The 11,914-nt window shown below is 70.7% G+C and carries 14 protein-coding genes; 8 read left to right on the forward strand and 6 right to left on the reverse strand.

The window, feature by feature from the left end; translation table 11 throughout:
- Positions 1–47 precede the first annotated feature (47 nt).
- The 3 genes from Q8A52_RS22405 to Q8A52_RS22415 form a co-directional block, all read right to left on the reverse strand.
- Positions 48–203 carry a hypothetical protein gene (locus tag Q8A52_RS22405; protein ID WP_316754482.1) on the reverse strand — a complete coding sequence of 52 codons (156 nt, stop codon included), beginning with the start codon at positions 201–203 and terminating at the stop codon, positions 48–50.
- A 249-nt stretch (positions 204–452) separates the two neighbouring features.
- Positions 453–1,754: a carotenoid oxygenase family protein gene (locus Q8A52_RS22410; RefSeq protein ID WP_316754483.1), complete on the reverse strand. Its 1,302-nt coding sequence runs from the start codon at positions 1,752–1,754 to the stop codon at positions 453–455.
- A complete protein-coding gene (locus tag Q8A52_RS22415) occupies positions 1,751–2,311 on the reverse strand; it encodes a hypothetical protein (RefSeq protein ID WP_316754484.1) in 561 nt (186 codons plus the stop codon). The genes Q8A52_RS22410 and Q8A52_RS22415 overlap by 4 nt, the downstream gene beginning before the upstream one ends.
- Before the next feature lie 96 nt (positions 2,312–2,407).
- On the opposite strand from Q8A52_RS22415, the gene Q8A52_RS22420 reads away from it, so the two are divergent.
- The gene (locus tag Q8A52_RS22420; protein ID WP_316754485.1) at positions 2,408–2,920 is read left to right on the forward strand and encodes a PadR family transcriptional regulator; all 513 of its coding nucleotides are present in this window, start codon (positions 2,408–2,410) and stop codon (positions 2,918–2,920) included.
- A gap of 286 nt (positions 2,921–3,206) precedes the next feature.
- On the opposite strand, the gene Q8A52_RS22425 is transcribed toward Q8A52_RS22420, so the two are convergent.
- Positions 3,207–3,692, reverse strand: a complete 486-nt coding sequence (locus Q8A52_RS22425) for a MarR family winged helix-turn-helix transcriptional regulator (RefSeq protein ID WP_316754486.1) — start codon at positions 3,690–3,692, stop codon at positions 3,207–3,209.
- A 126-nt stretch (positions 3,693–3,818) separates the two neighbouring features.
- On the opposite strand from Q8A52_RS22425, the gene Q8A52_RS22430 reads away from it, so the two are divergent.
- The 6 genes from Q8A52_RS22430 (at position 3,819) to Q8A52_RS22455 (ending at position 9,649) form a co-directional block, all read left to right on the forward strand.
- Positions 3,819–4,997, forward strand: coding sequence for a PP2C family protein-serine/threonine phosphatase (locus Q8A52_RS22430; RefSeq protein WP_316754487.1), 1,179 nt, complete (start codon positions 3,819–3,821; stop codon positions 4,995–4,997).
- 151 nt (positions 4,998–5,148) lie between these two features.
- Positions 5,149–6,048 carry an STAS domain-containing protein gene (locus Q8A52_RS22435; protein WP_316754488.1) on the forward strand — a complete coding sequence of 300 codons (900 nt, stop codon included), beginning with the start codon at positions 5,149–5,151 and terminating at the stop codon, positions 6,046–6,048.
- Positions 6,045–6,452 carry an STAS domain-containing protein gene (locus tag Q8A52_RS22440; RefSeq protein ID WP_316754489.1) on the forward strand — a complete coding sequence of 136 codons (408 nt, stop codon included), beginning with the start codon at positions 6,045–6,047 and terminating at the stop codon, positions 6,450–6,452. Before Q8A52_RS22435 ends, Q8A52_RS22440 begins: the two co-directional genes overlap by 4 nt.
- Positions 6,449–6,898, forward strand: coding sequence for an ATP-binding protein (locus Q8A52_RS22445; protein ID WP_316754490.1), 450 nt, complete (start codon positions 6,449–6,451; stop codon positions 6,896–6,898). The genes Q8A52_RS22440 and Q8A52_RS22445 overlap by 4 nt, the downstream gene beginning before the upstream one ends.
- On the forward strand, positions 6,895–7,968 hold the full coding sequence (locus tag Q8A52_RS22450; protein ID WP_316754491.1) for an ATP-binding SpoIIE family protein phosphatase: 1,074 nt from the start codon (positions 6,895–6,897) through the stop codon (positions 7,966–7,968). The genes Q8A52_RS22445 and Q8A52_RS22450 overlap by 4 nt, the downstream gene beginning before the upstream one ends.
- Positions 7,952–9,649: a PP2C family protein-serine/threonine phosphatase gene (locus Q8A52_RS22455; protein WP_316754492.1), complete on the forward strand. Its 1,698-nt coding sequence runs from the start codon at positions 7,952–7,954 to the stop codon at positions 9,647–9,649. Before Q8A52_RS22450 ends, Q8A52_RS22455 begins: the two co-directional genes overlap by 17 nt.
- 9 nt (positions 9,650–9,658) lie before the next feature.
- Here the strand turns inward: Q8A52_RS22455 and Q8A52_RS22460 are convergent, their stop codons facing one another.
- Positions 9,659–10,177, reverse strand: a complete 519-nt coding sequence (locus Q8A52_RS22460; RefSeq protein ID WP_316754493.1) for a MarR family winged helix-turn-helix transcriptional regulator — start codon at positions 10,175–10,177, stop codon at positions 9,659–9,661.
- A gap of 501 nt (positions 10,178–10,678) precedes the next feature.
- On the opposite strand from Q8A52_RS22460, the gene Q8A52_RS22465 reads away from it, so the two are divergent.
- Complete coding sequence (locus Q8A52_RS22465; protein ID WP_316754494.1) at positions 10,679–11,263, forward strand: TetR/AcrR family transcriptional regulator; 585 nt, start codon at positions 10,679–10,681, stop codon at positions 11,261–11,263.
- Between the two features lie 9 nt (positions 11,264–11,272).
- Here the strand turns inward: Q8A52_RS22465 and Q8A52_RS22470 are convergent, their stop codons facing one another.
- Positions 11,273–11,764 carry a tautomerase enzyme gene (locus Q8A52_RS22470; RefSeq protein WP_316754495.1) on the reverse strand — a complete coding sequence of 164 codons (492 nt, stop codon included), beginning with the start codon at positions 11,762–11,764 and terminating at the stop codon, positions 11,273–11,275.
- Positions 11,765–11,914 lie beyond the last annotated feature (150 nt).

The following is an 11,914-nucleotide window of genomic DNA, read 5'->3' on the forward strand; positions in this document are numbered from 1 at the left end:
CGGAGCAGGGGCCGACCCCGCTGCCGGCGGGTGCTGTCGGAGTGAGCTCAGGAGCCGACGTCCTCGTCGCGCTCGCGTCGTGCCGCGCGTTCGAAGTCCTCCCGGGCCTGCCGCTGGATCTGCTCGCTGTCCGCGAGCGGATCCTCCGGGGGCTCCGTCTTGCCGGTCGGCGGAGCGAGTGCCCGCGTGACTCGGTGGCGCATCGCCGTATGACACCGTCCTCGAAGCGCTCGCGACCACCGCGGCGGCGCAGAGCTGTCCGAGGAAACCGAGGGCCGATCGGTCTCCGATTCCCTCCTGCACAACGGAACGGTGGCGATGTTCGAACGGCGCGGCTTCGAGCGAAGCCGTCGGCTCGGCAAGCACCACTGGGTGGTGACGAATGTCGTGGAGCCGTGATCGACCGCAGGGCCGAAGGGTGGCCTTCGGCCCTGCGGTCGATCAGTCGGGGCTCAGTCCTCCAGCCAGTTGCCGTGGAAGCCGAACGGCACCCGCACCGGTAGGTGGACGGTGGCGACGGGGTCGGCACGGAGGTCGTCGGCATCGAGGACGACCAGGTCGCTGCGGTCGGTGGTGGCGTCGTGGACGTAGGTGACGAGCCAGCCGGGGCCGCCGGGCGTGTCGTCGGCGGGGGCGAAGGCGGCCTCGCCGGGCGTGCGGTGCGGGCCGAAGTCGTGCGCGGTGACCGCTCCGGTGGCGAGGTCGTACCGCACGAGTGAGTTGTCGCTGGTCATGTGCCCGTGTGCGGAGGTGAGACCGGTGAGCCGGTCGTCGACGCGGGGGAACTCGCCGGGCCGGTCGTCGCGTTGCTCCTCGCGGACCGTGCCGGTGGCCGGGTCGATGGTCCAGGTCCACAGGACGGCGTCCTGGGGCGGGGTGATGCCCTGGTCGGTACGCCGCCAGATCTCGGCGTAGCGCATGACGTGCACCACGATGGTGCCGTCCGGGGCGTCATAGGCGTTGAGCGTGTGGAAGACGTAGCAGGGGTCGATGTCGAACCAGCGCACGGCGCCGTGCGGATCGTCGCGGCGCAGCACGCCCAGCCGGGCGCCGTACTGGTCGTCCCAGCAGTAGGGCATGGTGGTGCCGGCCACGGCGAGTTCGAGGTCGAAGACGACGGGCAGGTCCATGAAGACGACGTGCTCGGCGGTCAGGGCGAAGTCGTGCAGCATGGTCGGCCCGGGCACCTCGACGGTCCTGCTGACGACCAGTTCGCCGGAGGCGTCGGCCCGGTGGTAGGTGAGGTGCTCGGGCTCCAGGATCCCGTAGCCGAAGAAGTGCAGCTCTCCGGTGGTGGGGCAGGTCTTGGGGTGCGCGGTCATGGCGGTACGCAGCCTGCCGCCGAAGTCGTAGGGGCCCTTGGTGTCCAGGTCGCAGCCGAGCTCGTACGGCAGGGCCGTTTCGACCAGGGCGAGTGTGCGGCCCGCGTGCCTGACCACGTGAGTGTTGGCCTGGCCGGCGGTCAGGTCGCGCCGCCCCTGCGCGTCGTACATCCGCGCCCCGTCGGTGAAGCTGCTGGTACGGACCCAGCGGTTGCGGTACGAGACGGCGCGCCCGCCCTCGAGCCGTAAGCCGTGGATCATTCCGTCACCGAAGAACCAGTGCCCGGAGGCGGCGTCGGCCGGGTTGGGCCCGTTGCGCAGGTACCAGCCGGACAGCTCCGGCGGGATGGCGCCGGTCACCGGCAGGTCGTGCGCGGTGAGTTCCTCGGTGACCGGGGCGTAGTTGCCGGCGAGATGGCGCGGGGTCGTCACCGGGCCACCTGCCCGGCCTTGGCCTGGACGTAGGCGACGTAGCGGATGGTGAAGACCATCGGGACGGCGAAGCCGGCGATCTGGACGACTGTCGCGGTGGTGGAGTGGGCATCTCCCGCATGTGCCACCAGGGCGAGGACGACGGCGGTCAGGACGAAGGCCGCGGTCCATACGGCGGTGATGACGACGTTGGTGCGGATGAACGGCTTGAGCTGCCAGACCTCCGGCGGGGTGGTGCGCTTGGCGATGCCCAGGGTGAACGGCCTGCCGATGGCCAGCGAGACGCCTGCGATCACCGCGAGGGTGCCCGAGGACAGAGCCGCCGAGTAGTCGTGCACACCCGAGTGAGGATCCGCGAAGGCGATGACGGCCAGTACGGCGAAGAAGACCGCCGAGCCCAACTCGATGATCAGCGCGTCGAATCCGGTGCCTGCCCTGACCTGCTGGGCGATGAGCGCCACGGCGACCACCAGTGCGGCCAGTGCTGCCCACTGCCAGTCCCCCGAGGGGAGTACGGCGAAGACGATCCACGGCAGGAACGTACGCAGGTAGGACATGATCTCTCCGTTTCGGGGTCCCGCTCTTGACATGTCAAAAATAGAAGGTCCATTAGTGACATGTCAATACTGGAATATGAGGGGTACAGTGGAGGCATGAGCCTCAGACATGCACTGCTCGGTCTCCTGTCGGAGCGCCCCGCCAGCGGGTACGACCTGCTGAAGCGGTTCGAGACCTCGCTGGCCAACGTCTGGCCGGCCACGCAGAGCCAGATCTACACGGAGCTGACCAAGCTGGCCGGCGCCGGATTGATCACGGTGGCGGCCGAGGGGCCGCGCGGCCGCAAGGAATACGCCCTCACCGAGGACGGTCTGGCCGAACTGCGGCACTGGCTGACCGAGACGAAACCCCAGCGGAACACCCGTAGTGATCTGCTGCTGCGGGTCTTCTTCCTCGGGGTGCTCAAGCCGGAACAGGCGCGCGCGTATCTCGCCGAGCTCACCGAGATGTCCGAGCAGAGTTACGCGGAACTCGACCAGTTGGCTGGGGCCGTCGACTGGGACGACGACAACCTCTCCGTCTACGGCCGGATCGCCCTGGAGTACGGCCTGCGCTTCAACGCCATGCGCCAGGAGTGGGCCCGGTGGGCCGCTGACCAGATCGCATAGGGATCGGCAGGCACCGGCGGCCCCTTGCCGGTTCACCCGGACGGGTTAATCGGAGGAGATTGGCCACAGGTCGCGCAAGTCGCCGCGGGACGGGGGTATTCGGGTTGGGAGACAGACCGAACGAACAGACAGTTGCCGTTTGACAACTATGGTTATGGGGCAACAAAGTAGCCGTGTCAGATGTGCACGGGGAAGGGGCTGGAATGCTCGGCTCGGCAAAGGCCGCTCCGTGTGCTGTTCACCGACACCGACAGGTGCCGGGCAGCGCGGTGCCGCGAAGCGCGGCTCAGGCGGTTCGGCTGCCGGGGCCTTCGGCGTCGTCGTTTATCCGTGTCGCCGCCGCGTCGCAGAACGCCTCCAGCCCTTCCAGCAGTGCGGCCCGCTTGGCGGCGGGCATCAGGGTGAGTACCGCCTGCAGCGCGCTCTCCCTGCGCAGGCGCAGATCGGCGAGGAAGGCACGCCCCCGGTCGCTCAGGCGCAGGCGCACCTCGCGCCGGTCCGCCGGACTCACCACGCGCTCGACGAAGCCTGCGGCTTGCAGCCTGTCGCACAGGCGGCTGGTCGAGGGCGGTGTGGAGGCGAGGGAGTCGGCGAGGGTGCGCAGATTGATGCCCTCGTGGTGTTCGAGGATGAGGAGCACGCGCAGCTGGGACGCCGACGCCGGCGCGGTCGACGCCCGGCCCCACAGGACTTCCAGCAGCTCCGCGGCCGTCGAGGTCACACGAGCGACCTCGTCGGGTTCCGGGCGGTGGCGGAAGGCAGTCACTGTCACACTCTCGCAGGCGCTGGGACGAACAGCGTACTAGTCGCGGCAGCGGTCCGGACAAGGCATGGCCGCCGCGCGGCTGAACCGCGCGGCTTCGTGACATCAGCCGAGCCCGTAGGTGTTCGGCGAAGGATGGGTGTACTTACCGTCGTGAAGAGATTTGTGACCGCTGAGCGCGCTCTGCGGAAGGCGGCGCCCCACGCTCTGCTCGATGCCGTCCGCCATGTGCTGGTGGACGAGTACGCGGCGGACTCGGTGGAGCTGTTCATGGCCGACTACGGCATGACCGTGCTGCAGCCGGTGTCCGTACAGCCGCACACGCTCGAGCCGCTGTCACTGCACAACAGTGCGGCAGGCCGGGCCTTCGGCGCCCAGGAGCCGTTCGTCGAGGCCCTCCGCGATGGCCCGCTGCGGGTGCATCTGCCCGTCAGTGTGCGGGGTGACCGGCTGGGTGTGCTGTCGGTGACTCTGCCCGCGGGGGAGTCGTTCGGCGAGTGTCTGGGCGAGTTGGAGGACATCGCGGAAGTGCTCGCGCACGAGGTGCTCGCGGCCGAACGGGACACCGACCTGTATCTGCAGGCCCGGCGCAAGGACCGGCTGACCCTGGCCGCCGAGATGCAGTGGCAGCTGCTGCCCGGCTGTTCCTGCACGCGTCCGGAGTACGAGCTGGGAGCCCAACTGGAGCCCGCGTACGCCATCTTCGGTGACAACTTCGACTGGTCCGCGACGGACGAGCGCCTCACGCTGTACGTCACCAACGGCATGGGCGAGGGCATAGAGGCCGCGTTGTTGACCAACCTGGCCATCAACGCCCTGCGCAATGCGCGGCGGGCCGGCATCCCGATCGCCGACCAGGCCGCCCTGGCGGACCAGGCGTTGTACGCCCACTACCGGGGCCGCTGCTATCTGTCCGTGCTCATGTTCGACTTCGACCTGGCCACGGGGCTCGTTCGGGTGGTGGATGCCGGCTCCCCCCGGCTGCTGCGGCTGCGGAGCGGTAGCGTGGAGCGCATCACCTTTGACGCGCAGCTACCGCTGGGGATGTTCGAGGAGACCGACTACGTGGAGCAGGAGTTCCGGGTCGAGTCCGGCGACCGTCTGGTCTTCGTGAGCGACGGCGTCTATGCGGTCGCGTCCCCCGGTGGAGAGGCGTACGGAGACGGCGCTCTGGCACGGGCGATCATGTCGACCCGGCTGCTGCCCGCTGCCGAGGTCCCCAGAGCCGTCCTGCGCGAACTGCCGGGCCACCGCGGCCAGAACGCGCCCCAGGACGACGCCATGGTGGTCTGCCTGGACTGGCGCGGACGCTGACCGGTCCGGCGTGGTCGACGGTCTGCTCGTGGATTGCGATCACGTGTTGTTCGCGTCGGACGCTCTTCGCTAATGTTTGTCATGCGGCAACTATCGGCCGTCGAGGGGCCGACGACGACCGGCAGGCACTCAGCCTGCGCAGAGGGAGACGATGCTGGTGTCGGAACAGGACGCGGCGCACGCGTCGGCAGCGCGGCAGATGAGTGACTTCCTCGTACGGCGCCGGGAGCAGATCGCCCAGCGCTGGGCGGACGCTCCCCTGTTCCGTACGGTCTTCACCGTCTCCCGGGACGAGGCGGTCGAGGCCTGCAAGGCGGTCGTGGACGCCCTGTCCCTGGTGGCGGGTGCCGGGAGACTGGAGGACGTTGCGGCGCCCGGCTTCGACGCGGTGCGCGACCAGCTCGGGCGCATGGCCGCGGCCCGGGCCCGTGCGGGCTCCGGGCCGGCCGCGGTCGCCAACGAGGTCGCCGGACTGCGCCCGTCGGCCGACGAGCTGCTGCGGGCCGAGTTCGCGGACCTGACCGACCCACGGGCCATGGAGAGCCTGACGGCACTGACCGTATTGATGGGCACCCTGCGCCTGGTCGTGATGGAGACCGCGTTGAGCGCCGGCGAAGAGCTGATCTCACGTCAGCGGGAGCAACTCCTCGAAGTGGTCACCCCGGTGATCAAGCTGTGGGAGGGCACGGTCGCGGTGCCGCTCATCGGCACCCTGGACAGCGCCCGCAGCCAGGTGGTGATGGAGAGCCTGCTGGAGGCGATCGTCGAACAGCGCGCCAGTTTCGCCATCCTGGACATCACCGGCGTCGCCACCGTCGACTCGCTCGTCGCCCAGCATCTGATGAAGACGGTGGCCGCGGCTCGGCTGATGGGCGCCGAGTGCATCGTTTCCGGCATCAGGCCCGCGATCGCGCAGACCATCGTGCACCTCGGCATCGACCTGGGCTCGGTACTCACCCGCGCCTCGCTCGCCGACGCCTTGGCCTACGCGCTCGGCCGGCAGGGCGTCGAGGTCTCGCCGCGCGCGGACGCCAGTGCGAGCCCGCGGTGAGCGGCCTGTCCTCGGGTCCCGCCGTCCCTGTCCTGACGCTGGGAGACGTTCTCCTCGTCAGCCTCCAGGGCGAGTTGCACGACGAAATGGCCGAGCAGCTCCAGCTGGACATCACGGATCGCATCGCGCACAGCAAGGTGACCGGCGTGGTGATCGACGTCTCCGGCGTCGACATCGTCGACTCGTTCCTCGGCCGGATCCTCGCCGAGATCGCCTCCAGCGCCCGGCTGCTGGCCGCCCGCACGGTACTCGCCGGCATGCGGCCCGCCGTGGCGATCACTCTGGTCGAACTGGGGCTGACCCTCCCGGGGCTGACCACCGCACTCGATGTGGGACGCGCGATGGATCTGCTCTTGCAGCCGACCGGCCCGGCTCCCACGAGCGGGCGGAGGGGAGAGATGTGACCCCTGCCTCCCACCCCAACGCGCCGACGAGGCTGCCGATCCGCTCCGACGGGGACCTCGCCCGGGCACGTCAGCAGGTGCGGCAGACCGCGGCCCGGCTCGGCTTCGGGCTGGTGCAGCAGACGAAACTGGTCACCGCGGCCAGTGAACTCGCCCGCAACACCCTCGTGCACGGCGGTGGGGGAGTGACCGAGATCTGCCCGCTCGACAACGGACGGACCCGTGGCCTGCAGCTGTCCTTCACCGACACCGGCCCCGGCATCCGGGACCTCGAACTGGCCATGACGGACGGCTACACCACCGGCGGCGGCCTGGGCCTCGGCCTGAGCGGTGCCAGACGACTCGTCCACGAGTTCAGCGTCGACACCGAACCCGGCCGGGGCACCACCGTCACCGTCATCGCCTGGGTCGCCCCCGTGCCCGCCTCCCGCAGGGGGTCCGGATGAGCAGGGTGTGGGACATCCCCGTACACGACTCCACCCGCGTCCGGGACGTCCGCGTGGCGGCCGAGGAAGCCGGCTCCCACGCCGCCCTCGGCGCGCACCGCACCGCGATCACGGCCCTGGCGGCCACGGAGCTGGCCACCAACCTGCTCAAGCACGCTGGCGGCGGTCATGTGGTGATCAACATCGTGGAGCACACACCCGCCGCCGACGGCACCCGCGGACCGTCCGTGCACCTCTTCTCCCTCGACCACGGTCCCGGCATCGCCGACGTGGTGGCGGCCATGCGCGACGGCTACAGCACCGCCGCCACCTCCCTCGGCGCGGGACTGGGCACCTGCCTGCGCATATCCAGCGCCTTCGACCTGCACAGCGCGCCGGGCAAAGGCGCGGTCGCGATGGCACGCATCGACCAGGAACCCGGCCCGTGGCAGGAGCGGCCCGAGCCCGGCCCCCGTGCGGGAGGCATCAACGTGCCGCTCGCCCACGCCGAGCACTCCGGTGACGCCTGGACCTTCGTGCGCTCCGGCCCGCGCTTGACCCTGATGCTGGCCGACGGCCTCGGTCACGGCCCCAAGGCGGCGGAGGCATCCACCTCCGCGGTCGGGGAGCTGCGCCGCACGGCGCAGTTGCCGCCCGCCGATATGCTGCGGCGCCTGGACTCGGCGCTGCGGCCCACCCGCGGCGCGGCCGTCGCCGTGGCACAGCTGGACGAGGACGCCGGCGAACTCCACTTCGCCGGGGTCGGCAACATCGGCGCCCGGCTGCGCACCGGCGACGCCTGGGAGCCGCTGCTCTCCCACCCCGGCATCGTCGGCGGCCACTTCCCGGCCGGTGTCCCCGTACGACGAGTGCCGTGGACCCCGGACAGTCTCCTCGTGCTGCACAGCGACGGACTGCCCAGCCGTTGGTCGCCTCCCGACGACCCGCAACTGCTCGCCCATGACCCGGCGGTGGTCGCCGCGGTCATCCTGCGCGACGCCAGCAGCCCCGCCCGACCCGTACGCGACGACACGAGCGTGGCCGTACTCGCCCCCGACCGCCGGACCCGCACGCATGATCACAGCACCTGACCCCTGGAAGATCGGCTCGGCCGCCGATGCCGCCCGCGCCCGCGCCTTCGCGGCACGGCTCGCGTCGGCGGCCGGCGCACCCGCGCGCGAACGTGCCCGCTTCCTGACCGCACTCACCGCCCAGCTGCGGCAGTGCCTCGACCAGGGAGGCGCGGAACTGGTGTTCGCCACCGAGCAGCCCGACGCTGACGCGGGCCGGCGTATCCGAGCGGACATACGGCAGCCCGGCCGCCCGTCTCGGCAACTCACCCTGACCTGCCCCGCCCCGGTGCGGCACACCGGCCCCGACGAACCTGACCCGGACGGCACGGGGTTGGGCGAGGCCCTGCTGAACGCGGACGAGGACACCGCGGCGGTCCTGACCAGGCTCGACGAGATGGAGGAGCTGGTCCGCCTCCACCGCGAGGAACTGCACCAGACCAATCAGGGGGTCCTCGCCCTCCACGCCGAACTCGACGCCGCCTCCCACTCCCAGCGCCAACTCCTCGACGCCGAACGGGCCGCCCGGGCCGAGGCCGAGAGCGCGCGGCGACTGCTGACCTTCCTCGCCACCGCAAGCGCCGTCGTGACCGCGTCGCTCGACCACGACGACATCCTGCGCCGGCTGCCACGGCTCCTCGTCCCCGAATACGCCCACCACGTCGACATCTGGCTCTTCGACGACGACCGCACACCCCGCCCCGGCAAGCACCCGGCCGCCGCGGTCGCCGCGGCCCGCAGCGGGCGCCCCCAGCACGCCGCGGCCCACCTCGGAGGCCTGCCCGGCGTCGAGGACCTGCCCGCCTCGGTGCTGTCCCCGGTCCGGCCCCTGCTGTGCATCCCGCTCAGCGCCCGCGGAGTCCTGGGCGTACTGACCCTCACGGCGCCCGGTCCGCGCTTCGATCCCGACACCTGCGTCATGCTCATCGAACTGGCGCGACGACTGGCCATCGCCCTGGACAACGCCCGCCGCTACGAACAGCATCGCGACACCGCGGAGGCCCTGCAGCGCGCCCAGCTGACCGAACTGCCCACGTCCGAAGGGCTGTTCCTGGCCGCCCGCTATCTGCCCGCCACCTACGGCCTCAACATCGGCGGTGACTGGTACGACGCCTTCCCCCAGCCCGACGGCAGCGTCCTCGCCGTCATAGGGGACGTCACCGGGCACGGACTCCACGCGGCCGTGATGATGGGGCAGTTGCGCACGGCGCTGCGGGCCTACGCCGTCGAGGGGGACAGTCCGGCGCGGATCCTCACCCGGCTGCACCGCATGCTCCGCCACCAGCAGCCCGAGCTGTACGCGACCGCGGTCATCGCCCGCTTCAGGCCCGGTGATCCCCAAGTCGTGTGGTCGGCCGCGGGGCACCCGCCCGGCGTGGTGCGCCTGCCCGACGCCACGGTACGGGTCCTGGACGCCAAACCCGGCATCATGCTCGGGGTCCCCGTTTCCCACGAGTTCGAGAACCACACCGCACACCTTTCGCCCGGCTCGACGCTCGCCCTCTACACCGATGGCCTGGTCGAGCGCCGGGCGCAGGGCATCGACCCGGGCATCAACCGCCTCGCGCAGTCGCTCGCCGCACTGAGCACGGCGGAACTGGAGGATCTCGACGGGTGCGCCGACTCGTTGCTCAAGCCGATGCTGTACGACTCCGAGCGCGACGACGACGTGTGCCTCCTGCTGTGCCGCACCACGCCGTGAGCCTCGTCGTCAGCGAGCGTCGGGCCCCCCGGGCCGGCGCGGCGGCGTCTGCTGCGCCGCGAGGAAGGCATACATGCCGCGGCGCAGCGCCGACCGTTGGGCGGGCTCCATCGCGGCCAGCGCCGCCGCCAGGGCCCGTCTGCGGCGGGCCGCCACATCGGCCAGCACACGCCGTCCCTGCGGGGTGAGGCCCAGCTGCACCTCGCGACGCTTGTGCGGATGCAGGGCGCGCTGGAGCAGTCCGGCCGCCTCCAGCCGGTCGCAGAGCCGACTGGCCGCAGGGAGGGCTACGTCCAACCGGTCCGCCAGAGCGGTCAGATTGACTCCGGGGGCGCTCTCCACGGCGTGCAGCGCCCGCAGTTGGTGGAGCGACAAGCGCAGAGCCGCCTCCTGCGCCGCCTGCGCCCACAGGGCCGTCAGGCTCTCCACGGCCGCGGTGATGTCCGATGCGACAGCCTCCGGCCCGTCACCCGGTCCCTCCGCTGCACCGTCGCCGCCGACATGGGTCACGAGCACATCACTTGTCATCAGCTCCGCGCCGTACGGGAGTCCCCCCTCCTCCCATCGCTCTACCCGAGTAGCCGAGGAGCAAGCCCCCGATCTGCGACGGGCGAGCGTGCCTGCCACCCGTGGACAATACGTGTTCCAGTGACAGCAGTTCGGTGTGTGCCCGCTCGATGGGCGGTCGCGCGGCAGAGACGTGCAGCTCACTGCCGAATGTGGCCACCACTCGCACCCCGAATCGGTCCTCCCGGCTCCGCACCGGGGCGCACAGAGGCAGGGGCGCGTCGCATCGGGGCGCACAGAGGCAAGGGCGCGTCCGCGGAACAGCCGAGCAATGCCGTGGCACCGCTGCCTCCAGGCCACTGCTCGAAGGGCGGCCCCGGATCGTGCGGCACAGGAGCGGAAGCGGACAGGGCAAAGGGCATGGCCACACCGTGGACCGAGCCGTCGATCAGTCGCCATGGGCCGCTGTCAAGGTAGACTATGACGGTCGTCATATCCAGCGGTCGCGAGGAGAATCCGCAGGTGAACCAGACCAGTCCGCAGACGCGCGAGCGGATCGTGGCCGGTGCGGCCGACATGATCAGTCGACGTGGCCTGAATGCGACCAGCATCCGCGAGATGGCCAAGCATGCCAAGGCTCCGCTCGGTTCGACCTACCACTACTTCCCGGACGGCAAGCAGCAACTCGCCACGGAAGCCGTCCGCTACGCCGGTGAGACCGTCGCCCGCAGTCTGCGCAAGGAGCTGCGGGCAGGCCCGGCCGCCGGCCTGCGCGCCTTCCTCGACCTGTGGCGCAAGGTCGTCGTCGACACCGAATTCCGTGCCGGATGCCCCGTCCTGGCGGTCTCCATCGAGGAACCGCCCGCCGACGAGGTCCCCGCGGCCGTGGTGGCGGCCGCCGAGATCTTCGACGAGTGGGAGGGACTGCTGGCCGCCTCCCTGCAAGAGCACGGCGCCGACTCCGACCAGGCCGCGCAGCTCGCCACCCTCGTCGTGGCGGCCGTTGAGGGGACGGTCGCCATGTGCCGAGCCAAGCGCAGCACCCAGCCGCTCGACCACACCGCCGAGCAACTGCAGAAGCTGGTCCTCGCGGCGATCAAGGGCTGAGGCGGCGCGCTAGCTGTGGAGGGCGTCCTCGCCGACCGCCGCGCGGACGGCCTTGGCCTTCTCCTCGGTGAACACGCCGCTGTCCAGGAGCGACAGAATCGACAGGACACCGCCGCGGGAGCCCCAGCTGCCCTCCTCGATCACTCGGAGGTTGACCCACCAGGTCGGCGACGGCTCCTCGAGGCCGCAGGCCCGTGCCATCGCGGCCAGGATGCGCTCGATGACCTCGGCCCGGACCTCCTGACGCCAGTCCCCGGCCATGACGGCCACATCGATCACCATGACGTCGAGGTGGTCCGCGGTGTCCGCCAGCAGTCGGCCGCCCATGGCCATCATGCCGGGCTTGCGCTCCACGAAATGCACCTGGAACCCGCCCCGCGCGGCCGGGGCGAACTGGCCGACCTCCGGTACCAGCACGGCATCCGTCAGTGTCTCGGCCAGCGTGCGCCGCTGCTCGAGATTCAGGCGCCCCTCGCGAGCGACCACGGTGATCACGGTCACGACATCCTCCTATGACAGTCGTTATAGAGGGAGCGTACACCGGGCTATGACGAGTGTTATAAGGGGTCTCCTGTGCGTACCTCACCGCTGTCGTGGGATCCGACGTGGTGAGCTTTTCGTAGAACGCCCACATGAAGCCGACCGCGAGGC

The organism is Streptomyces herbicida (genome assembly GCF_032656585.1).
Classification (GTDB): Bacteria; Actinomycetota; Actinomycetes; order Streptomycetales; family Streptomycetaceae; genus Streptomyces; species Streptomyces herbicida.